The following is a 20864-nucleotide window of genomic DNA, read 5'->3' on the forward strand; positions in this document are numbered from 1 at the left end:
GGAAAGGGGAGAATTGCATATGTCCAAGAAAATTCAAGCATATTTCCCAACGGAGAACGACGCGCTTTCCGCCAATACCCGCATCCAGACGTATGGAGCCGAGTATCTGGAGGTTTCCGAGCTGCCGGACCCGATCGGTACCGGCACCCGGCTCTTGGTTCCAATCGCGGCAGGGTTGCCCACCTCGGGTACGCCCGGCTCGGCTACCGGATATGCCGGAGGAACGCCGGGATCGACGACGAATACGGGAGGAGCCGCGGCCACTTACGTCGCCTTGAACGACAACGACGGGTTCGGCACTTCCGATAACCTGCGGCGCGGCGATTCGGTCGACAGCGATTACTATGACGGGGACCGGTCTCATCTCCGGTACGTCATGGCCGCAACCGTCAAGGACCAAGTGTATGCCGATGTCGTCGAAGCGATCCGTCGAAACGGCGGCTACGTGGAAGTATTCGATTAATTCCCCGCCAAGAAAGCATGACATTAAAAAGACAGATCGGGTAGCCGAGAGGCGAATCCGGTCTGTCTTTTTGCGTTGCGCGTGATGAAACGGAGTAGCAGGCGCCTCGTCGGCGGTTAATGGCGAGCTTGGGTTTGGTCTTCGTCGGCGACCTTTCCATACAGAGCGAAGCCGTAAATGGCGGCAAGGCCTACAATAACGAAGATAATCCGGGCCACGGTGCTGTCCATGCCGCCGGTCAGGCCGCCGACCAGATCCCATTGGAATAGGCCAACCAGCAGCCAGTTCAAGCCGCCGATAATGAGCAGAGTCAGACTAAGCACGTTCAAGCTTTTCATCGGACGATAACCTCCTCGTGACAGTTTTGCCTTCTTCAGCTTAAGTATGGGTAAAAAGCACATTTCTATACATTGTCAGGCCTTCGGATAATCGAAAAAACGTCGGTATAGGCTTTTGGAAGCATGACGAATGATACGATTTGTATTATTTTCCTTGGTGACAAAAATCCTTATAATCCAACATATTCCGCTTTTTAATAGTGCTTAGTAAACAAAAATTAGCGGACATTTTAGCGAATAGGACTTCAAGTCTACAAAAAGTATCGAAACGGTGTGACTTTTATCCTCTATACTACATTTAGCGATTGTTACAATTGGATAAAGCTGCTAAAGGAATGGAAAACCATGATCGACATACATACGCATATCCTGCCCGCCCTCGACGATGGCGCCGCCGATCTTGCGGAGGCCTTGGGAATGGCCCGAATGGCCGCTGCCGAGGGTATTGATATCGTTATTGCTACACCGCATCACCGCAACAGCCGGTACACCAATGAGGCCGATTCCGTTCAAGAAGCGGTTAGTAAGTTGCAGGAGCAGATAGATGCCCACGACATTCCCTTGAAACTCCGTACGGGACAGGAAATTCACGGCTACTCCGAGCTGCTAAAGGACTGGGATGAGGGCCGCCTGCTAACATTGGCCGATTCCCCCTATCTCCTTCTTGAATTCCCGGCCGGCGAAGTTCCACGGCATGCCAAGGAATGGATCTACGAACTTGGCGTGACCGGTATAACCGCCGTCATCGCTCATCCCGAACGAAACAAGGAGCTTGCCGGCAATATGCACAAGCTGGCCGAACTGATCGAGGCCGGGGCCTTGACCCAGGTCACCAGCCACTCCCTAACGGGAGCGTTTGGCCGCTCGATCCAGAAAATTTCGATGCAAATGGGCCGCAACCGAATGATCCATTTCGTGGCGTCCGACGCCCATAACTTGCAGACAAGACCTTTTGCTCTCCGGGAAGCCTATCGTTTGCTGGCCAAGGAAGCAGGCCAAGAAGCCGCGGACCTTTGTCAGCGCAACGCCTCGCTTTTACTAACCCGTCAGCCCATTTCCCCTCCGGAAATTCGAGTTGCAAAGAAACGGTTTTTCTTCTTCACCTAATCGATACTAATTAACTATAGATAAATAAGGAATATGATCTATTGCTTTTCTCTTCTATAATTCTATTGATCTACACTTTTGAAAGTGGTAACATTTTCTTTACATTGTTTACCGCTTACATAGATTTGCATTAAGTCCTTTAAAACTAAAGTTTGGAAATGGGAGGGTATTAGGAAGAATGAAGAACAGCACCCGTAAGATTGTATCCACGAGTTTGGTTGCCAGCTTGCTTGCGACATCCCTGGCCGGCTTGCCGCTGAGTTCCAAGGGGCTTCTCGAGCATCTGGGAGCAGGCAAGGCTTATGCAGCCGAGTCAACGTCACCTCTGAAGAAACGTTTGAAAGAGATTCACAATGAAATGACAGAGAAAGAGAGACAAAGTATCCGGACTGCTCGTTACAACGTGGATAAATCAAATTTGGATGACACGATTTCGTTTGTCTGGGCCAAAATCACTTCTAAGTATCCGAATGCTGATCCGGCCTTGAGGGATCAGTTGCGCGATCTGACTAAGAGCCTTCTGTTGTATTACGACACGGAAGTGAGTGCGGTCGACAAACTCAAAACCGAGTTTTCGTCCTTGTTTAAAACGCTGGCCAACTATACGAAACAGCCCGTTCCTAGCGTAGAAGATGGAAGTGATTTTGCAACAGAGCTGGAATCGACCTTGCGCAATTCGATCAAAGGGGCGGATACGGCCGACTGGACCGCATACCTGCTGGCGCACAAAGACGCGATCGTTGCAACTGAGAAAGTAGCATTTGAGGGAAGTAAGACTAAAACAGCGGCAGTTCTGAAATCTTATGGCATCGGTTCCAGTGACCTGATGATTACCATTATCATGGCGAATAGCGAAGTCTCGGGTCTCTCTGAAGCAGAACATGCCTTCATCAACGCCTATACCCGACTGCTCGCCAAAGAAAACGCAACGTCGAATCCGGGCACGGTCGTCGTCCCGGCAGCCCCTTCGAACTTTGATTCGTCTTCCGCAAAGGCCGCTTTGGAAAGCTTGACGCCCAAGCTTGCCGACTTGCTAAAGGAAGGCTCGTCGAATCAGGGAGTCAAGTCGGCAGTCGCAGCTCTTCAAGAACTGGTTCGCACCCAGGCCGTCGTCGACTTGTCCTCCAGCGTGAAGGTTAACGGGGATACGGCGAAAGCAACGATCAACGTAGCGGGACTTGATACGCTGTTCGCAAGCATCCAGTCCTTTGTGAAAGACGCGAACGCCGCTCTCCAGAAGGCCGCTCCGGGAACCAAACCGGTAAAGGCCGTCGTAACGCTCGACTTCAAGACGGTTTCGGCCAAGTCGATCGAGCTGCCGATTACCCAGGATCTGCTCAAGAAAGCTTCCAGCTTCGGAATAGACGCCCTGGCGTTCAAGGTAAACGGCGTTTCTCTGGCCGTGGATGTCGACCAACTCAAGTCCGATACGGCGCTGACCATTTCCAAGGCAGACCAAAAAGCCGTTGCCGACGCAACGCCTCTGGTGGCTGTATCCGATGTCTATTCGTTCACCTTCACCGCAGACGGCAAGGAAATCAAGAGCTTTGCCAAGCCGGTGGAAGTGCGGATTCCGGTAAATGTGACTTCCGGCGTAAACGCCGAGCTGCTGTCGCTGACCAAGATCGACGGCAAGAAGCTGGAGTTCAAGGGCGGCAGCTACAACTTGAACACCAAGGAGCAAGTCGCCCCGAACAAATCGTTCTCCACCTATACCGTCCTGGAGAACAAGGTAACCTTCAACGATATCGCCAGCGTGAACGCTTGGGCCGGCAAGCAGATCTCCGTAGCCGCCGCCAAGGGAATCGTGGAAGGCCGGGCCAAAGGCCAATTCGTCCCGAACGGCGACGTAACCCGCGCCGAATTCGCCAAGATGCTCGTGAAGGCGTTGGGGTTGGAGAATGAAGCCGCCAAGGAATCGTTTGCCGACGTCAAGGACAACGACTGGTTCAAGCCTTACGTTGCCGCTGCCGCTGAAGCAGGTCTGGTAACGGGCAAGACGGCCTCTACCTTTGATCCGAATGCCAAGATTACCCGCGCCGAGATGGCTACTATGGCCGCCCGCGCCATGGTGAAGGTCTATGATTACAAGAATGTCGCCGACGTGAAGGGCTCTCTGGCCAAATTCGGCGATGCCGCCAAGATTCACTCCACCTTGCAAGCCGGCGTTGCCCTCGCGGCAGCCGAAGGCATTGTCGTTGGGGATGCCGGCCAATTCAAACCCGAATCCTCCGCGACCCGTGCGGAAGCGGCTGTCATTATCTATCGTTTGATCAACCAGTAAGACCGAAGATCTGACAGGTAACTTCTCTCGGGCTTTCGGAGAGAAGTTACCTTTCCTTTCAATTTATGCGGACGACTGTGTTCGAACTACACAGCTAGAGTGGGGGTTACTAATGGAGTTGGAAATCATGGATTATGTGAGGATCCTGCGCAAGCGGCTTGTTCTCATCGTATCCGTTACCCTGGTATGTACGTTGGCGGCCGGCCTGATTAGCTACTTTGTTTTGTCACCGGTGTACGAGGCATCCACCAAGATCATCGTCAAGTCCAACGAACAGACCGGCATCACCCAATTGGACTTGAATGCCATCAACAGCAATTTAAAGCTCATCGACACCTACAAAGAAGTAATCAAGACACCGGCGATCATGGACGTCGTGGTAGCTCAGCATCCGGAATTCAACTTAACCTCAGAGCAACTGATCCGGAAGGTAAAAGTGAGCTCGGTCAACAATACCCAAGTCATGACGCTGGTCGTTCAAGACGGCGACTACAATCAGGCAGCCAAGGTCGTAAACGCGATTTCCGACGTGTTCAAGCAGGAAATTCCGCAGATCATGAAGGTCGACAACATCACCATTCTCAATCAGGCCAAGCTTAAGGACAATCCGGTTCCGGTTAAGCCGAACAAGCTGATGAACACCGCTATCGCCTTTTTGCTGGGGCTGTTCGTGTCCGTAGGGATTTCGTTCCTGTTGGAGTTCCTGGACGATTCGGTTAAGACCGAGGCGGATATCGAAGCCCTGTTAGGGCTGCCCACACTGGCGACCATCGCCCGGTTAAAGCCGGATGACTATAAAACGCAAGCAAATGAACAACAAGTAAAGGCGGGTGTTTCCAAGCATGCCTCCGTCAACCAGTAAACGTCCCGTCATTACGCTGGAAAATCCGAAATCGCCGATCTCCGAGTCTTATCGAATGCTGCGGAGCAACCTGGACTTCACCTCGTTCGACAACAACGAGAAGGTGCTAATGATAACCTCGGCAGGCCCGTCAGAAGGAAAATCCACCACGACGACTAACCTGGCGATCGTCTACGCCCAATCCGATAAGCGGGTGCTGCTCGTGGATGCGGACCTGCGCAAGCCAACCGTGCATCAAACGTTCAGCCGGTCCAACCGCAGCGGCCTGACCAATGTTCTGGTGGGTCAGGCGGAGTGGAAAGAATGCCTTCAGCCGAGCGGTGTGGACAACCTGGCCCTGCTGACCTCGGGTCCGATTCCTCCCAATCCGTCGGAGCTGCTCTCCTCCAAACGGATGCAGCTTTTCATCGATCAAGTGAAAGCCGAGTATGACTTGGTGTTGTTCGATACGCCGCCGTCCCTCGCTGTAACGGATTCGCAAGTGGTAGCCGCCTACTGCAGCGGTGTCATCCTGGTCGTGGATTCCGGCAAGACCAAGAAGGACGCGATCGTGAAAGCCAAAGCCAACCTGGAACGCGCCAACGCTCGCATTCTGGGTGTCGTGCTGAACAATGTGAGCCGAGGTAAGGGCGATTCCTATTACTACTATTATTATGGCGATAAAGTCTAAGGCATATTAAGCCGCTTTCCATCACATTCAAAGGAGGCACAAAACACTACTACCGGGTTCCTATCATAATGTCGTTAGGAGTGAAAGATTTCAATGGGGATTAGTGAGGCTCTAAATGACCCCACCACTCCATCTGAAGTGACTGTAAATGCAGCAAGTCATGTAAAAAGAGGATTTTACCAAACAATAAAAAGACCTCTTGATGTGGTTGGGGGATTAATTGGAATCATCGTTGTTTTTCCATTACTTGCCTTAATCGCGCTCCTCATCAAGCTGGAGGACCCGAAGGGAAGTATCTTTTTCTCTCAGACCCGGGTTGGTAAGAATGGTCGAGAGTTTCAAATGTACAAATTTCGTTCCATGGTGACCGACGCGGAAAAACAGATTGCCGAACTGATCAAGCAGAACGAAATCGAAGGTCATATGTTCAAGATGAAGAATGACCCGCGTGTGACCTATATAGGCCGAATCATCCGTAAGATGAGTCTGGATGAACTTCCTCAGCTATGGAATGTCGTGAAGGGTGACATGAGTTTAATCGGACCCCGCCCGCCACTACCGGACGAGGTCAAGAATTACACCGATTACCACTTCCAGCGGCTGCGAGTAACGCCAGGTTGTACGGGCCTATGGCAGGTAAGTGGTCGAAATAGTCTGAATTTTGAGCAGATGGTTAAACTTGACCTGAAATACATTCAGAATCAAGGCTTCCGGCTGGATGCCATTATTTTGTTGAAAACGGTGAAGGAAATATTTGCATCGAAGGACGCGTACTAACACTTTTATGTATTAATATGTATGGTTTTAACAGTTTCTAACAAGGACAAATGATAGATGGAGATTGACGCGATAGAGATTCCGTCGGTAATTAACCGAAACCGACCCTGCTTACGAAGAAGCTGTCGGAGAAGTGGAGGATCAAGTGCGCCAATCTCCTAATTTGCAACTATTCGTAATCGAGAAATTTCGTTTAACTGTATTAAATCATTTAGGTCTCTTCTTGTGTAGATGTCCTTGAGTAATTGCACTCGAACTCTTGATGCTTTGCCTTTGGATCAATTGATTTCTTTGCAAACAATTTGACTATTAAAATAATTAGTAAATATTGTATAAGGATACCGAGAATATCATTAATGCTGGATGGGCGAAAGTACCGATGCCGAAGTTACAGCTTTTGAGACGGAGAGACCATTGATTCAAGAACGTATTTAGTCTTCAGTATTTTATAGTAGTTTGGGTGGGGATATGGTCTGTGGAAAAGGTTAAATTACTTAATACCTACGTAAATAATGTAACAATAAATGAAACCCTGGATATTATTGAACAGATGATTCAAAGAGGTAAAAAATCATATATTGTCACAGTAAACGTAGATATAATCATGAAGATTGAAAATGACGAATATCTTAAGAAAATTGCAGATAATGCGGATATGGTTTTGGTCGATGGAAAACCACTGATTTGGATTTCGAAGATGTATAAAAGACCTATTAAAGAAAAAGTGTCTGGTTCTGATCTTGTTCCGAAACTTTGTGACTTGGCTGCCGAAAAGGGATATACAATGTTTATCCTTGGCGGAAAAGATGGTATTGCGGAACAAGCGAAACAAAACATCGAAAGGGACTATCCAGGGGTTAAAGTAGTCGGAACCTATGCTCCGCCGTTTGGATTTGATAAAGATTATACAGAGTTAGCTTATATAAATAGTATGATTTCTGCCTTACATCCAGATTTATTAATTACTTGTTTCGGATGTCCTAAACAGGAAAAATGGATTTATGATAATATTCAAAATTACGATGCAAAGGTTTCTGTTTGCGCAGGTGCTACAGTGGATTTCCTTGCTGGAAATATAAAACGCGCACCTAGATGGATGAGTGAACATGGATTAGAGTGGTTTTATAGATTTCTACAAGAGCCGAGGCGGTTGTTCAAAAGATATTTTATTGACGATGTGAAAATACCCAGATTAATTTGGAAATATAAATAAAAATAGTCAGAAGAGGGAACTTGATGAAGCTAGAGAACCAAAATGTTCTATTTCTAACGAGATCAATGAAACTTGGCGGAACAGAAAATGTCATACTACAGCTATGTGAGATCCTTAAACCAAGGGTAAATAAAATTGTGGTTTGCTCGTGTGGAGGAGTAAATGTTGAGAGATTAACTGCAATGGGCGTAAAGCACTTTGAGATACCTGACATTGCAGAAAAGAAACTGTCATCAATTTTACGTATCATAAAAGTAATAAAAAAAAACTGAAAGATGAGAATATTACCATCGTTCATTCTCATCACAGAATGGCCGCTTTTTACGCAAGACTACTCACTGGTAAAAATGTCATTAGGATTGCAAATGCACACAATACATTTCAAGATAAAAAATGGATGACAGAAATCGCTTACTCTGGAACCAAGATAATCGCTGTTGGAGAGCAGGTTAAGAGAAACTTAGTAGAATATTTTAAACTAAAGGAATCACAAGTCTCAGTCATTCATAATACCGTTAAACCTTTTGAAGGTACTATCCAATTGGTTCAGGAATTTGAAGAAGCAAGAAAAGAAGGGTGCGTATTGATTGGTAATATCGGTCGCCTTTCTGAACAAAAGGGAATGGAATACTTCATTAAAGCTATTTCAAAAATATACTTAAAGTATCCGACTATGAGATTTTATATCATTGGTGACGGAGAAGATGCAAAAAAACTTAAGACGGAGGCGTCAAAGACATTTCCAGATGGCATCCTAACATTATTAGGATATCGCTCGGATATTCAGAATGTAATGAGTCAGCTTGATTTTATCGTATTAAGCTCTCTCTGGGAGGGATTTCCCTTAACGCCAATAGAGGCTTTTTCTGTTGGTAAGACAATCGTAGCGACTAATGTTGATGGAACACCAGAAATTGTGAAAGACGAAGTAAATGGACTATTGGTTGAAAGTAAAAATGTTGATGAGCTTAGCAATTCCATTATAAGAATGTGTCGCGATGTTAACTTAAGGAATAAATTAGAGCATAAGGCATTAGAAACGTATAATTCGGAGTTTTCATTTGAAATTTTAACAGACCAATATATCCAATTCTATATTAATTTAGTGGAGAGCGAAGAAATGAGACATTCGTTCGGAGCTAAGCATCCAGCGGATAATTAGGTATAGGAAATATATGGAATATAGGGTTTTCATAAAACCCTAAATCATATTTGCCTCAATAAGCTTGACTTTTTGGAGGTAGAACAAGAATTTGCTAATGCTCGGATGCATATAGTGTTTTGCAATGAAGTTACTTTCTTAAATTGACAGTCAGCTATGGATTATATGACTTAAATGGCGCACTCCTCTTTGGGTAATGTTTTCCCGACAAAAGCATTCTACCAAGGGTTAGTAGCCCTATAGAAAGTGGTACTAGAGCTTCAGGCTTGTATATCGTAGACTTAATTTTGAGGCAAGGAGGTGTGTTTGATGTTATGTTAGATAGATCAAAATATACTGCTAATGCTAAGGATGGAAATAATGTAAATACATCATTGATTGAAAAAGTAACTAAATTATACAAATGGACAAAGAGTTTTTTTCGAATTATTAAATATAAAATAATTTATCGAAGTCGGCTTCAATGTAAATTATTTTGTAATCCACCAATTTACATCGGAAAACATTGTAAGATTAGAATTGGTAGGTCTGATGTAATTAACATTTCACCGGGTGTGTATTTGGATGATTATTGCTGTTTGGAAACATTAGGCGGAAAAATTAAAATTTCCAAGAGTGTTTATTTCAATACTTTTTCAAGAGTTGTATCAAAAAGTAATATTGAAATCGGCGAAAATAGTATGTTTGGTACTAATGTCTCAATATACGATCATGACCATGATATAAGTGAAGGGGTATTATTTTCAAGAAAAAAATTTGTTTTAGCTCCAGTAATAATTAAAAATGAAGTATGGTGTGGGACAAATGTTGTTATTATTAAAGGGAGTGTAATTGGAAGCAACTGTACGGTTGGTGCAAATAGTTTGGTTAAAGGAACACTAGAAAGTAATAGTGTATATGTTGGTAATCCAGTAAAAAAAATACGAGACTGTGATAAGAGAAAGTGAAAATATATGATACCGAAAAAAATTCATTATTGCTGGTTTGGTGGAAAACCATTGCCTAAAAATGTTCTTCAGTGTATTGAATCCTGGAAAAAATTTTGCCCGGATTATGAAATCATAAGATGGGATGAATCAAACTTTGATATTACATGTTCAAAGTTTGTAGAAGAAGCATATGAAGAAAAGGCGTGGGCATTTGTATCGGATTATGCTCGATTGAAGGTAATATATGAAAGTGGAGGTATATATCTCGATACAGATGTTGAACTTATAAAAAATCTAGACGAATTGCTTAATAATCAGTTTTACATTGGCATTCAGCAAGTCCAAACCTTATGTAATACAGGATTGGGCTTTGGGGCAACAAGGTCAAACCCTGTGGTAAAAGAAATGTTAAGCGAATATGATAATCTTAATTTTGAAAATAGCAAAAAGGAATCACTTGCTTGTCCATATTTGAATTCAAAAGTTTTGACAAAAAGAGGATATAAGTTTACAGGAAGAGTACAGTATATCACAGGGGGTACGATTTATCCACCTATGTATTTTGATCCCATGGCACCTGGAGATGGAACGAAAAATTTACTATGCGAAGAGACGGTATCGATACATCATTATAGTGCATCTTGGCTCGACAAAAAAATCCAATTGAAGAGAAAAATAATACGTATGATAGGACAGGATAAAGTGAGTAAATTTAAGATGGTATTTAAGAATGGAAAATAATCTCTCTATTTCAAAATATGGTTCTACCGGAATTATATTTTATTTTGTGTTGATTCCGTTTTTATTTCCCAGAGGTTACGCGGAAATTAATACCACATATAAGTTGTTTTTTACAATATGGATTTGGGTAGCTGTTGTAATCATTTGGCTACAATTTGTTCTTCGTGCAAAAATTATGCGTTCGAAAATTAATAGAAAAGGGTTGGCGTTAGCACTTTATTTTGTCCTATCTATATTACTCACAATAGTAATTAGAGGTAATTTATCTAGTGGTTTGCAACAAATGCTTGCAGCACCTTCGTTATGCGTGTTTATTATTTTTAATTTTGAAAAGCATTGGCACAAAATACTGGGTGTCCTATTAAATATTTTCATCGTATTATTTTTCTTGAACGGAATTGTTTTTAAAGGATACTTTGTACAGTTTGCACACATTATTTTTTTAGGTCATGTGCAGGTCGTTTCGCAGATCGGTATGACTGCAATTTTTGTTGCTCTTTTAAATTATATGCTTATCAAAAAGAGAAAATTCAAATCGGCATTATTGATTATAATGTCGATTTTTACAATGATTAGTACTGATGCAACATCAGCAGTTTTAGTATGTCTAATATTGATTGTAATAGGGGTAGTTTATAAATGGAAGCTTTATCATATATTCTGTTTAAAATCTAAATGGTATGTAGCGATTGGTTTTTTAATGAGTATTTCTATTATTTATTTTGGAACTGTTAACAATCATTATAATGCAATCATATCTGATCCCACATTTTCTGGAAGGCGTTTTGTATGGTTAAATGCACTGTCACATATTGCTACCCGTCCTATATTTGGTTTTGGAATAGATGGTGTGCTTATAACGACCTTCTGGACGGATTGGTCAGGAGGTGGATTTAACTATGCACATAATCAAATCATTCAAAATTTACTTGATGGAGGAATTGTGTTATGTGTAGCATTCTGGATAATGATGTTTACATATGCCTCTTATATAGATAATTTGGAACATATTAAATATAAGGTGTTATCCAATGCAATTTTAATAGCTTTACTAACAGTTATGATATTTGATAGTACAACGCTTTATTGCTACATGTTCATTTTTCTTGCAATCCTGGTAAAACTACCGAAAGTTGCAAATAATAGGGGATGATTGTCGTGATTTTTGTTAAAAAGATTATATTTGAAATAATAAAACTGTATTATCCACAACGAATAAAAAGACAAGCAAAATCGTATGCTGGGAAAATTTATGTAGGTGGAAAGTCATTTGTGAATTCCAATACTGAACTAGGAAATAACGTTTCCTTTAATGGGATGGGGATTACAGGACAAGGAAGAGTCGTTATCGGTGATAACTTTCATTCTGGACCGGGATGCCAGATAATCACATCCTTTCATAATTATGAAGGAGAAGCAATACCATATGATAATACCTTTATAGATAAGGCCGTTATTATTGGTGATAACGTTTGGATTGGAAATAGTGTAATTATTCTGGGGGGCGTAACAATAGGAGAAGGAGTTATTATTCAAGCTGGGAGCGTCGTTTGCAAAGATATTCCTCCTTATGCGATTGCAGGTGGGCACCCAGCAATACCATTTAAGTATAGGGATATGGATCATTATGAGAAGTTAAAAAAAGAAGGAAGGTTTCACTAGATTATATTTATATATTTTTGATTGATAATAAAGTAGATTGGATGAAGAGAAAATGCAAAGTATGAGCAAGTATATAAGGGAAAAGGGAATGAAACAACTCATTCTTGTTATTTATCATTACAAATTAGATTTAATACTACAAAAATTGCTGTTGCTTTTTCTGAAAAAAAAATCATTAAGGGATATTATTATTATTGAAAGTCATAATGATTTTGATTCAAACGGTGGAGCGTTTTATGACTATTTAATTAACAATCGGTATAATAAAAAGTATAAGATAGTTTGGCTGGTTAAAAATAATTTGCCAAAAATACTTCCTGAAAACGTCAAGGCCTATAGTCTATTTAAGCCTAATCTAAAAAAAAATTATTATATTTGTAGTGCAAAATATTTAACTGCAGATTGTGAAGTAACGGGAAAAGTTAGAAATGGACAAGTGTCTCTTTATCTTACACACGGTGCATTTTCGCTGAAAAATTCCCATGGTAGAATTAATATTCCAGAAAACGTTGATTATATTTTGATTCCGTCGGAATATACGCGTAATTTCCAAGAGAAACAATATAGTCCATTTATGAGTACGAAGATGATAGTGTTGGGGTTTCCTGTACATGATATATTTTTTTCTGAAGTGGCTAACGAGATGAAAAAAATTACAAGTAAAGAGTATCGCAAGGTTATAATATGGATGCCAACCTTCAGAAAAGGTGGCGGATATAAGAGGAATGACAGCAATATTGAATTACCACTGGGTGTACCTATTTTGGAAAATGAAAAGCAATACGATGAATTAAACAAATATTTGAAGCAATTAGATATACTGCTCATCATAAAAATACATCCAATGCAGGAGAAGTCTAGTATAAAAATATCTGACCAATCCAACATATTGGTTCTTAGAGGTAAAGATGTAAAAAGATTTGAAGTCAATACGTATCAACTATTAAAAGAAACAGATGCACTAATAAGTGACTATTCTTCTATTTCTTTTGACTATTTATTATTAAATAGACCAATTGCGTATGTTTTTTCGGATTTAGATGATTATAAAAATGGATTAATAAGTGATACTCCAGAAGAACTTATGGCAGGACATATAATAAATAATTTTACGGAATTGTTAGGTTTTATTGATGAAATTTCGAGTTCTACTGATGAATACAAAGAGAAGCGTGTTGAATTACGAAATCGTATTTTTGAATTTTGTGATGGCAACAGTGCAAAGAGGCTGGCAGACTTTATGGGCTTATGATAGTGAAAATAACAAATAGATATAAATCTTTATCAGAACCTGTTAAGGCATCTTTGTGGTTCGCAATAAGTAACATATTGCAAAAAGGAATTGTGCTATTTTCAACTCCAATTTTTACAAGACTACTTACTGCTGATGAATATGGAAGTTATTCTGTATTTCAGTCATGGTATGGAGTGCTTACAATTCTAGCCACTATGAATTTATTTTTAGGTGGTTATGGAAGAGGTTTAATAGAGCATGAAAAGGATAAAAATCGCCTAACTTCATCACTATTGGAACTATCAACTTTATTAACAACAGTGGTTTTAGCAATTTATTTATCTGATATTAAATTATGGACTACTACTCTGAACCTATCCCCAATGTTAATGGTAGCTATGTTTATTGAATTGTATACTTTGCCTGCTTACGAATTCTGGGCGACAAGTCAAAGATACGAATTTAAATATCGTAAACTTGTTTGTATTAGCATATTGATGTCTATTGGCAGTATAGTGTTAGGGATAATTGCAGTAATGATCTTTCCGCAAAAATTGGAGGCAAGGATTTATTCAGATGCGGTTTTTAAAGTGGTAGTTGGCTTAAGTTTATATATTCATATTATAAAAAATGGAGATTATAGAATTGAGAAAAAATATTGGATATATGGGCTTAGGTTTAATATACCTCTGATTCCACATTATTTATCATCAATGATTCTAAATCTATCAGATAGAATAATGATTAATAATATGGTGGGTAGTTCTGCAGCAGCAAAGTATAGTGTTTCTTATACAATTGGTATGATGATGCAACTAATTACGAATGCTATTAATAATTCTTTTACCCCATACACATTTACTGCAATTCGTGATAAATCTTACGAAAAACTACGGAAAAATGCAAACGTATTATATATCTTTGTTGGTACAATTACAATTGCTTCTATGGCCTTTGCTCCGGAGCTTATAATGGTTTTTGCAGGCAAACAGTATTATGAAGCAATATGGGTGATTCCTCCAATCGCTACTTCAGTCTATTTCATATTTCTATACTCGTTGTTCAACAATGTTGAATACTATTTCAAAAAAACGAAGTTTATAGCGATTGCGTCTACTATATGTGCAATATTAAACTTGATTTTAAACTATATATTAATTCCTTATTATGGGTACTATGCGGCTGGTTATACAACATTAGTATGCTATATTCTATATACAATTATGCATTACATATTTATGAAGATAATATGTGTTAAAGAAAACATAGATGTCAAATTGCTATATGATGTAAAAGGAATGGTATTAAGTTCGTCAATTGTCGTAGGTATTATGTTGCTAATGATATTTACATATAAAGTGGTTATTGTGAGGTATTCTTTCATTGTTTGTTTGTTGGCTTTGGTTGTATTAAGTAGGAAAAAGCTAATTATGATAATTAAAATGTTTAAAAAGTAGTCTTATAGTAAAATCCGTGCTTGACATTAGGTCCAAGGGGCTTGTTGTGATTAGAAGAATATTCCATTCGTTGTTAAAATCCAAATTATTATCCAAATGAAGACGTTTCTGGCGGGAATCAGTTCTTTAGAGGTGACCACTATCAGTTCTCCAGAGTCTCTTTGTCCCTCCGTTAGCCCTTTTGTAAGTCAAGTATGATTTCGGCGTTGAGCAAAAGAGTATGTATAAAAATATAGATATTCGAAGACTGAAATAAATTTAAGAGTACTAAGATATTTACAATTTCATTGATGAATTTGGAGGTAGTTATGGCAAATATAGCACTGCTAATTGCCGGCGGCTCCGGCACTCGTATGCATCAGGATGTTCCAAAACAATTTATTACTGTAAATGAACGCCCGGTAATAGTATATACTTTAGAGGCATTTCAGAATCATGCAGATATAGATGCAATTGCAGTAGTCTGTATAGAGGGCTGGGAACAGGTTTTATGGGCGTATGCTAATCAATTTATGATTACAAAACTTAAGTACGTAATCACTGGTGGAAAAAATGGCCAAGAATCTATTCGTAATGGTGTTTATGAATTGGAAAAACATTATTCACCTAATGATATTGTTTTAATACACGATGCTATTCGGCCAATGGTTTCTACTGAAATTATTTCAGATTGTATCGTTAAATCTATGCAATACGGTTCTGGTATAGCCACAATACCATGTGCTGAAGCAATGTTGCAGACCGATGATAATATAATATCTATCGGTAGTTACCCACGTGATAATTTAAAAAGAACACAAACACCGCAGGGGTTTTCAATTGGAAAAATATGCGACATACATAGAAAAGCTTTAGAGGCTGGAGTTACTAATTCGATTGCTTCTTGTACTTTAATGATTGAATTGGGAGAGCAAGTGCATTTTTCAGCTGGATCTGAAAAGAATATTAAATTAACCACAGTTGAAGATATAGATATATTTAAGGCGCTCTTGATGGCAAAGCGTTCTGACTGGCTTAAATAGGGAGGAAAGCTATGGATTTATATAATAGCCGTACTTATATGCAAGATTTGGACGATGCGATAGATCAATTGACTTTGATAAAGCAAATGGATGCTAAATCTGTGTTAGTCACTGGGGCAACAGGACTCATTTGTTCGGCTATTGTTGATTTATTATTGCATTCTATAAAAAGAAACGGTAGTAACATAAAAGTATATGCTGCTGGTAGAAGTGAAGAGAAGTTTAATAAAAGATTTTCAAAATATGTTGGAGAAAAGTATTTAGAGTTTGTGCCTTATGATGCAAGTAAGAAAAATTATCTCAATTTTTCCTGCGATTATGTGATTCATGGAGCAAGTAATGCATATCCATCAGCAATTCAAGCAAAGCCAGTAGAAACAATGATAGACAATTTTGTTGGAATGAAAGAACTTTTGGATTATGCAGAACAGGAAAAGGTTATTAATACAGTTTTTATTTCATCGAGTGAAATATATGGGAAAAAGGAGAATTCCGAACCGTTTAAGGAAGAGGAATATAGTTATATTGATATATTGAATCCTCGTTCATCATATCCCATTAGTAAACTTGCAGCGGAAACATTATGTACAAGCTATTATTATGAAAAAAAAGTACCAGTTAGCATTATTCGTCCAGGACATATTTATGGTCCTACAGCATCTAGAAGTGATAATCGTATATCATCCGCTTTTGCATTTGATGTTGTGGATGGAAAAGATTTAGTTATGAAAAGCGATGGTTCACAAATTCGGTCTTATTGCTATATGATTGACTGTGCAACTGCCATTTTAACTATATTGATATCAGGAAAACCAGGGGAAGCATATAATGTTTCAAATCCGGAATCCATTATGACTATTAAAGAAATTGCCGAATGTTTTGCAAAGTACGGTGGCACAAAATTACTATTTGAATTGCCGAGCACAACTGAAAAAGCAGCATTTAATCCAATGAGTAATTCATCCCTTAACAGTGATAAGCTACAGATGTTAGGATGGAAAGGAATGTTTGATTCGCAATTGGGAACAGAACATACTATAAGAGTAATTATGGAAGCACAAGGAGAAATAGTTGTAGAGAAGGATCTTAGAAGACTTGAAAAATAAAGTTTACGAGGCATATTTGGATTTGGCAGCAAAGGATATTGTTATACACTATGCTTGAGGAAATGTAAGCTGACTTGAACAGGAAAAGGTAACTAAATACTGAAGTTGCCTCTGTCGGGACATACAAACAGAATGCATTCTATTCTTGCATGACCGTATTTTCCTTGCTTAGCATGCGTACGAGCCTACGGCTCCTTCCACCCGAGTAGGTTTACCCAGTTTAGAGCCATCAGCTCCACCTGAAGCAATCCAAATGCTTATAAGGCTATTGCTTGCTTCAGGTTAGTCTCCGTGCCGGCCTTGCTCCCAGCCTATATTTGCGTGCTTGATCCGATCACAAGCAAGATGAGCATGATGTTTTTGCAAAATCAACTATGAAGATTATCACTTCGCCGCCTCCGTCAAAGCCTTAATTTCTGTGCTGCTGAAACGGGAGAGGATCTCCGCTTTCATCTTCTGCTTCTCTTCCTTGGTCATGTTGGCTTTATTCTTGTAGGCGGACATGTAGTGGACGATCTCGCTCGCGCTGAATTTCTTCATCGCATAGTTGGCTGCGTCGTTGCGGCTATCAAAGGCAAGCCCCTCCGAGGGCTTGTTGTCTTTTGCGGGTGTTTTGCCCGGTTGGGTCGAGGGCTTGGGCGTGGAGCTGCCCGGCTTGGCCGCACTCTTGCCGTTGTCGGATCCTGCCGTTGAATCCGAAGGATTCTTGCCGTCAGGGTTGGAAGACGGGGCGGCCGACCCGCCGCTTGCTTCGGCAAGCAGCTTGTCCGTGTCGACGGATTTCAGTTCCTCCTGGAGCTTGTCCGCGTCGAGCTGGGCAATTTCCTTTTGAATTTCCGGGTCTTTCAAGGCGATTTCGACCTGATCGAAGATTTTATCCGTTAAGACCTTCTTGGCGTACCAACCGCCGGCTCCGAGGACAATGACGAGGGCAGCGAGGGTGATGAGCAGCTTCTTTTTCATAGGAACCTCCAGAAAAGAGAGAATACCCGGAAACGGTTGATACCGGAACCGCGTCTTACTATTATAAACAATATGCGAGGATAGAGAAAGAGAATAGGGAACTTATGGATGGGAGTGTCGAAATGGGACGTAAGGCTGCGGGGAAGGCTTCCCGGTTTCGCGGAGTTCGCTGGCTGCTGGTGGTGGCTTGGATGGGGCTGATCTTTTTCTTCTCCAGCCAGACGTATCAGCAGCAGAATATGCAGCCGGAGCTGCACCGGTTGCTGCCGGATCAGACGGTGGAGCGGCTGTTTTCCGACGTGCGGTTCGATTATGCCGGCAAGGAAGTGAGCGTGCGGGAGCTCGGGGCGCCGGCGTTTCTGGAGTTCTTTGTCCGCAAAGGGGCGCACTTCGGCATCTACCTGATGCTGGCGGTTCTGGTGTCCTGGGCGCTGGTGCCGCTTGTCCGTTCGCCGCTCGTGCGGTTTCTGCTACCCGTTGCATTCGGGCTTGCCTATGCTTCGACCGATGAGCTTCATCAATATTTCACCGGCGATCGGACTCCGCTCGTTCAAGATGTTCTGCTCGACGGATTTGGGGCGCTCTGCGGAGCCTTGATCGTGTTGCTCGTGTGGCGAATTCGCCGCAAAGACAGGAGTACCCCTTCTCCGCGATAGCGGCAGAATGGGGGAGGGCACTCCTTGGTATTCGTAACAGGTTCCTGACTAAAAGGAGACAAGGGATTCAGGGATTCTCCGTTACATGGGAAGATGGCGAGGTGCTGGTCGGTGCAAGACTTTTTCCATTGAAAGGAGAAGGCGAAACCTCTGTCCCTACGCTAGCTGCGGATGGTGACTCGGGTGCCGATGGAGACCTGCGAGGCCAACTCCAGCACATCGTTGTTGTACATGCGAATGCAGCCGTGCGAGACCAGATGTCCGATTGAGGACGGGTCGTTGGTGCCATGAATGCCGTAATGCGGCTTGGACAAGCCCATCCAGAAGACGCCGAAGGGGCCGCCCGGATTCGGGACCTTGTTGATGATCGAGAATTCGCCTTGGGGCGTAGCCGTTACCATGCGGCCGATCCCCACGGGAAAAGCCCGGATGACGGTATCGTCATCCAGCAGGTAGAGCTGACGGTCGGACAAGTCGATGATGATGCGGCGGGTAGGCATGGGAGAAGGAGCTCCTTTCGGATAAAGGGTATCGGTTGTTTTTGGAGTAGACGGAGCCGGCATTGATTTAAAGGATAGGGGGAGGTACATAAGAAAGGCGCCGGTGCTTTACCCTATGCGTGAACGGCAGACGGGGTACCGGGAAAGTTTTTGCTGGAAAATGCCGCAATTTTGAATACAATTGCCCTCTTTCCACGTATATATCGTATGTCTTACGCCAATGCGGAGGTGATGGGGGATGGAATGGATCATCTGGCTGGTGATTGCCGCTATTTTGCTGGTGGCGGAAGTGTTTACGTTGACGTTTTATTTGCTCTGGCTGGGAATCGGCGCTTTGGTCGGCGGTCTGATCTCGCTCGTGCTGCCGGATGCGTATCTGCTGCAGGTGGTGGTCGGCGGATTGACAGCGCTTGCGCTGACTGCTTTTACGAAGCCGCTCACGAAGAAGCTGCGGGCTTCCCGAGGGTTCCGCGACGCGATTGACGATCTGATCGGCAAGCAGGGCGTGGTCCTCGAAGGACCGGGGGAGAATGGACTCGGCATCGTCCGGATCGGCAACGAAACCTGGAGCGCACGCTCGGAAGGGCCGCTCGTTCCGGGAGATCCGGTGATTGTGGTACATCGCGGCAGTACGGTCGTTGAAGTGCAAAAATGGGAGGGAGTGTAGCGAATGAACAGTACGTTGATTATTGCGGTGGTTGTGGTGATCGTGGTTGTGGTGCTGGTGGCGATGACGGTCAAGGTCGTTCCGCAGCAGCGGGTCGGGGTCGTGGAACGATTGGGGAAATTCCACCGGCTGTTGACCCCGGGTCTCAATATCCTGATTCCGATCATCGAGCAGGTGCGCATCTATCACGACTTGCGGATTCAGCAGGCCAACGTGCCGCCGCAGATGGTCATCACCAAGGATAACGTCCAGGTGCAGATCGACAACATCATCTTCTATCAAGTCGTCGGTCCCGAGCAGGCCACGTACGGAATCCTAGACTATGTGTCCGGCGTGCGCAACATCACGACGGCGACGCTCCGGCAGATCATCGGCAAGATGGAGCTGGACGAAACCCTGTCCGGCCGGGAAAAGATCTCCGCCGAAATGCGCGTAGCCCTGGACGAAGCGACGGAGAAATGGGGCGTCCGCATCGAGCGCGTCGAGGTCGTCGACATCAAGCCGCCGATGGACATCCAGGAAGCGATGGATAAGCAGATGAAGGCGGAGCGCAGCAAGCGGGCCATCGTATTGGAGGCGGAAGCGGCGAAGCAGGACATGATCCTGCGCGCGGAAGGCGACAAGCAGAGCAAGATCCTCAAGGCCGAGGGCGAGCGGGAAGCCCGCATCCGCCAGGCGGAAGGGATTCGTCAGGCCACCGAGCTGGAAGCGCTCGGCCAGGCGAAGGCCATCCACTCCGTGGCGGAAGCCGAGAAGGCGCGGATCGAGCTCTTGAAGGAAGCCGGTCTCGACGAGAACGTGCTCGCCTACAAATCGTTCGAATCGCTGAACGAGATTGCCAAGGGCGCAGCCAACAAGGTCTTCCTGCCGACGGGAGCGATGGATACGCTCGCCAGCATGGGCGCGATTGGCGAGGTGTTTAAGGGAAAGAACAGCAAAGAAGGCGCGAAATAACCGATACCGACCGCTACCATCCGTAGAACATCTGCAGGCCAGGTCCTCGCTCAGTCAAAGGACCTGGCCTTTTGCATAGACACGGATGGAACGAAAG

The 20864-nt window shown here is 43.1% G+C and carries 23 protein-coding genes; 20 read left to right on the top strand and 3 right to left on the bottom strand.

What is annotated here, in order from left to right:
- Positions 1-19: 19 nt before the first annotated feature.
- Positions 20-463, top strand: a complete 444-nt coding sequence (locus ACSEXS_RS17370) for a hypothetical protein (RefSeq protein WP_438434513.1) — start codon at positions 20-22, stop codon at positions 461-463.
- Between the two features lie 116 nt (positions 464-579).
- Here the strand turns inward: ACSEXS_RS17370 and ACSEXS_RS17375 are convergent, their stop codons facing one another.
- On the bottom strand, positions 580-801 hold the full coding sequence (locus tag ACSEXS_RS17375; RefSeq protein WP_438434514.1) for a DUF378 domain-containing protein: 222 nt from the start codon (positions 799-801) through the stop codon (positions 580-582).
- 345 nt (positions 802-1146) lie between these two features.
- Here ACSEXS_RS17375 and ACSEXS_RS17380 point away from each other — a divergent pair, with 345 nt between their 5' ends.
- The 16 genes from ACSEXS_RS17380 (at position 1147) to ACSEXS_RS17455 (ending at position 17027) form a co-directional block, all read left to right on the top strand.
- Entirely contained in the window at positions 1147-1908 is a 762-nt protein-coding gene (locus ACSEXS_RS17380; RefSeq protein ID WP_438434515.1) for a tyrosine-protein phosphatase, read from the top strand.
- 178 nt (positions 1909-2086) lie between these two features.
- Positions 2087-4192, top strand: a complete 2106-nt coding sequence (locus tag ACSEXS_RS17385) for an S-layer homology domain-containing protein (protein ID WP_438434516.1) — start codon at positions 2087-2089, stop codon at positions 4190-4192.
- A gap of 127 nt (positions 4193-4319) precedes the next feature.
- Complete coding sequence (locus ACSEXS_RS17390) at positions 4320-5054, top strand: YveK family protein (protein WP_438434517.1); 735 nt, start codon at positions 4320-4322, stop codon at positions 5052-5054.
- Positions 5035-5724: a CpsD/CapB family tyrosine-protein kinase gene (locus ACSEXS_RS17395; RefSeq protein WP_438434518.1), complete on the top strand. Its 690-nt coding sequence runs from the start codon at positions 5035-5037 to the stop codon at positions 5722-5724. The genes ACSEXS_RS17390 and ACSEXS_RS17395 overlap by 20 nt, the downstream gene beginning before the upstream one ends.
- A gap of 93 nt (positions 5725-5817) precedes the next feature.
- Positions 5818-6501 (top strand): sugar transferase, encoded by a 684-nt coding sequence (locus ACSEXS_RS17400; RefSeq protein WP_438434519.1) that lies wholly within the window; start codon positions 5818-5820, stop codon positions 6499-6501.
- Between the two features lie 475 nt (positions 6502-6976).
- Positions 6977-7714 (top strand): WecB/TagA/CpsF family glycosyltransferase, encoded by a 738-nt coding sequence (locus tag ACSEXS_RS17405; RefSeq protein WP_438434520.1) that lies wholly within the window; start codon positions 6977-6979, stop codon positions 7712-7714.
- A 23-nt stretch (positions 7715-7737) separates the two neighbouring features.
- The gene (locus ACSEXS_RS17410; protein WP_438434521.1) at positions 7738-7986 is read left to right on the top strand and encodes a glycosyltransferase family protein; all 249 of its coding nucleotides are present in this window, start codon (positions 7738-7740) and stop codon (positions 7984-7986) included.
- Positions 7987-8003: 17 nt separating this feature from the next.
- Complete coding sequence (locus tag ACSEXS_RS17415) at positions 8004-8876, top strand: glycosyltransferase family 4 protein (protein WP_438434744.1); 873 nt, start codon at positions 8004-8006, stop codon at positions 8874-8876.
- A gap of 314 nt (positions 8877-9190) precedes the next feature.
- Entirely contained in the window at positions 9191-9823 is a 633-nt protein-coding gene (locus ACSEXS_RS17420) for an acyltransferase (RefSeq protein WP_438434522.1), read from the top strand.
- A gap of 6 nt (positions 9824-9829) precedes the next feature.
- Complete coding sequence (locus ACSEXS_RS17425; protein ID WP_438434523.1) at positions 9830-10546, top strand: glycosyltransferase family 32 protein; 717 nt, start codon at positions 9830-9832, stop codon at positions 10544-10546.
- Complete coding sequence (locus ACSEXS_RS17430; protein ID WP_438434524.1) at positions 10536-11699, top strand: O-antigen ligase family protein; 1164 nt, start codon at positions 10536-10538, stop codon at positions 11697-11699. The genes ACSEXS_RS17425 and ACSEXS_RS17430 overlap by 11 nt, the downstream gene beginning before the upstream one ends.
- Positions 11696-12208 (top strand): acyltransferase, encoded by a 513-nt coding sequence (locus tag ACSEXS_RS17435; protein ID WP_438434525.1) that lies wholly within the window; start codon positions 11696-11698, stop codon positions 12206-12208. Before ACSEXS_RS17430 ends, ACSEXS_RS17435 begins: the two co-directional genes overlap by 4 nt.
- A gap of 88 nt (positions 12209-12296) precedes the next feature.
- Positions 12297-13460 carry a CDP-glycerol glycerophosphotransferase family protein gene (locus ACSEXS_RS17440; RefSeq protein WP_438434526.1) on the top strand — a complete coding sequence of 388 codons (1164 nt, stop codon included), beginning with the start codon at positions 12297-12299 and terminating at the stop codon, positions 13458-13460.
- A gap of 2 nt (positions 13461-13462) precedes the next feature.
- Entirely contained in the window at positions 13463-14899 is a 1437-nt protein-coding gene (locus tag ACSEXS_RS17445) for a lipopolysaccharide biosynthesis protein (protein ID WP_438434527.1), read from the top strand.
- Positions 14900-15207: 308 nt separating this feature from the next.
- Positions 15208-15921 (top strand): IspD/TarI family cytidylyltransferase, encoded by a 714-nt coding sequence (locus tag ACSEXS_RS17450; RefSeq protein WP_438434528.1) that lies wholly within the window; start codon positions 15208-15210, stop codon positions 15919-15921.
- An 11-nt stretch (positions 15922-15932) separates the two neighbouring features.
- Positions 15933-17027 carry an NAD-dependent epimerase/dehydratase family protein gene (locus ACSEXS_RS17455; RefSeq protein WP_438434529.1) on the top strand — a complete coding sequence of 365 codons (1095 nt, stop codon included), beginning with the start codon at positions 15933-15935 and terminating at the stop codon, positions 17025-17027.
- 384 nt (positions 17028-17411) lie between these two features.
- On the opposite strand, the gene ACSEXS_RS17460 is transcribed toward ACSEXS_RS17455, so the two are convergent.
- On the bottom strand, positions 17412-17990 hold the full coding sequence (locus tag ACSEXS_RS17460; RefSeq protein ID WP_438434530.1) for a hypothetical protein: 579 nt from the start codon (positions 17988-17990) through the stop codon (positions 17412-17414).
- Between the two features lie 122 nt (positions 17991-18112).
- Between ACSEXS_RS17460 and ACSEXS_RS17465 the strand changes: the two genes are divergently transcribed.
- On the top strand, positions 18113-18646 hold the full coding sequence (locus ACSEXS_RS17465; protein ID WP_438434531.1) for a VanZ family protein: 534 nt from the start codon (positions 18113-18115) through the stop codon (positions 18644-18646).
- A gap of 161 nt (positions 18647-18807) precedes the next feature.
- Here ACSEXS_RS17465 and ACSEXS_RS17470 read toward each other — a convergent pair whose 3' ends face one another.
- Positions 18808-19146, bottom strand: a complete 339-nt coding sequence (locus ACSEXS_RS17470; protein ID WP_438434532.1) for a L,D-transpeptidase — start codon at positions 19144-19146, stop codon at positions 18808-18810.
- A 238-nt stretch (positions 19147-19384) separates the two neighbouring features.
- Here ACSEXS_RS17470 and ACSEXS_RS17475 point away from each other — a divergent pair, with 238 nt between their 5' ends.
- On the top strand, positions 19385-19813 hold the full coding sequence (locus tag ACSEXS_RS17475) for an NfeD family protein (RefSeq protein WP_438434533.1): 429 nt from the start codon (positions 19385-19387) through the stop codon (positions 19811-19813).
- Positions 19814-19816: 3 nt separating this feature from the next.
- Complete coding sequence (locus ACSEXS_RS17480; RefSeq protein ID WP_438434534.1) at positions 19817-20767, top strand: SPFH domain-containing protein; 951 nt, start codon at positions 19817-19819, stop codon at positions 20765-20767.
- The last annotated feature ends 97 nt before the right edge of the window (positions 20768-20864 follow it).

Source organism: Gorillibacterium terrae, from assembly GCF_051594785.1.
Lineage (GTDB): Bacteria > Bacillota > Bacilli > Paenibacillales > NBRC-103111 > Gorillibacterium.

Excerpts from the sequence above, each read along its gene's own strand:
- ACSEXS_RS17370 (WP_438434513.1), top strand. The coding sequence starts at position 20 with ATGTCCAAGAAAATTCAAGCATATTTCCCAACGGAGAACGACGCGCTT.
- ACSEXS_RS17450 (WP_438434528.1), top strand. The coding sequence starts at position 15,208 with ATGGCAAATATAGCACTGCTAATTGCCGGCGGCTCCGGCACTCGTATG.
- ACSEXS_RS17375 (WP_438434514.1), bottom strand. The coding sequence starts at position 801 with ATGAAAAGCTTGAACGTGCTTAGTCTGACTCTGCTCATTATCGGCGGC.
- ACSEXS_RS17380 (WP_438434515.1), top strand. The coding sequence starts at position 1,147 with ATGATCGACATACATACGCATATCCTGCCCGCCCTCGACGATGGCGCC.
- ACSEXS_RS17465 (WP_438434531.1), top strand. The coding sequence starts at position 18,113 with ATGGGACGTAAGGCTGCGGGGAAGGCTTCCCGGTTTCGCGGAGTTCGC.
- ACSEXS_RS17390 (WP_438434517.1), top strand. The coding sequence starts at position 4,320 with ATGGATTATGTGAGGATCCTGCGCAAGCGGCTTGTTCTCATCGTATCC.
- ACSEXS_RS17430 (WP_438434524.1), top strand. The coding sequence starts at position 10,536 with ATGGAAAATAATCTCTCTATTTCAAAATATGGTTCTACCGGAATTATA.
- ACSEXS_RS17475 (WP_438434533.1), top strand. The coding sequence starts at position 19,385 with ATGGAATGGATCATCTGGCTGGTGATTGCCGCTATTTTGCTGGTGGCG.
- ACSEXS_RS17460 (WP_438434530.1), bottom strand. The coding sequence starts at position 17,990 with ATGAAAAAGAAGCTGCTCATCACCCTCGCTGCCCTCGTCATTGTCCTC.
- ACSEXS_RS17400 (WP_438434519.1), top strand. The coding sequence starts at position 5,818 with ATGGGGATTAGTGAGGCTCTAAATGACCCCACCACTCCATCTGAAGTG.
- ACSEXS_RS17425 (WP_438434523.1), top strand. The coding sequence starts at position 9,830 with ATGATACCGAAAAAAATTCATTATTGCTGGTTTGGTGGAAAACCATTG.
- ACSEXS_RS17440 (WP_438434526.1), top strand. The coding sequence starts at position 12,297 with ATGAAACAACTCATTCTTGTTATTTATCATTACAAATTAGATTTAATA.
- ACSEXS_RS17395 (WP_438434518.1), top strand. The coding sequence starts at position 5,035 with ATGCCTCCGTCAACCAGTAAACGTCCCGTCATTACGCTGGAAAATCCG.
- ACSEXS_RS17435 (WP_438434525.1), top strand. The coding sequence starts at position 11,696 with ATGATTGTCGTGATTTTTGTTAAAAAGATTATATTTGAAATAATAAAA.
- ACSEXS_RS17410 (WP_438434521.1), top strand. The coding sequence starts at position 7,738 with ATGAAGCTAGAGAACCAAAATGTTCTATTTCTAACGAGATCAATGAAA.
- ACSEXS_RS17480 (WP_438434534.1), top strand. The coding sequence starts at position 19,817 with ATGAACAGTACGTTGATTATTGCGGTGGTTGTGGTGATCGTGGTTGTG.
- ACSEXS_RS17385 (WP_438434516.1), top strand. The coding sequence starts at position 2,087 with ATGAAGAACAGCACCCGTAAGATTGTATCCACGAGTTTGGTTGCCAGC.
- ACSEXS_RS17420 (WP_438434522.1), top strand. The coding sequence starts at position 9,191 with ATGTTAGATAGATCAAAATATACTGCTAATGCTAAGGATGGAAATAAT.
- ACSEXS_RS17455 (WP_438434529.1), top strand. The coding sequence starts at position 15,933 with ATGGATTTATATAATAGCCGTACTTATATGCAAGATTTGGACGATGCG.
- ACSEXS_RS17470 (WP_438434532.1), bottom strand. The coding sequence starts at position 19,146 with ATGCCTACCCGCCGCATCATCATCGACTTGTCCGACCGTCAGCTCTAC.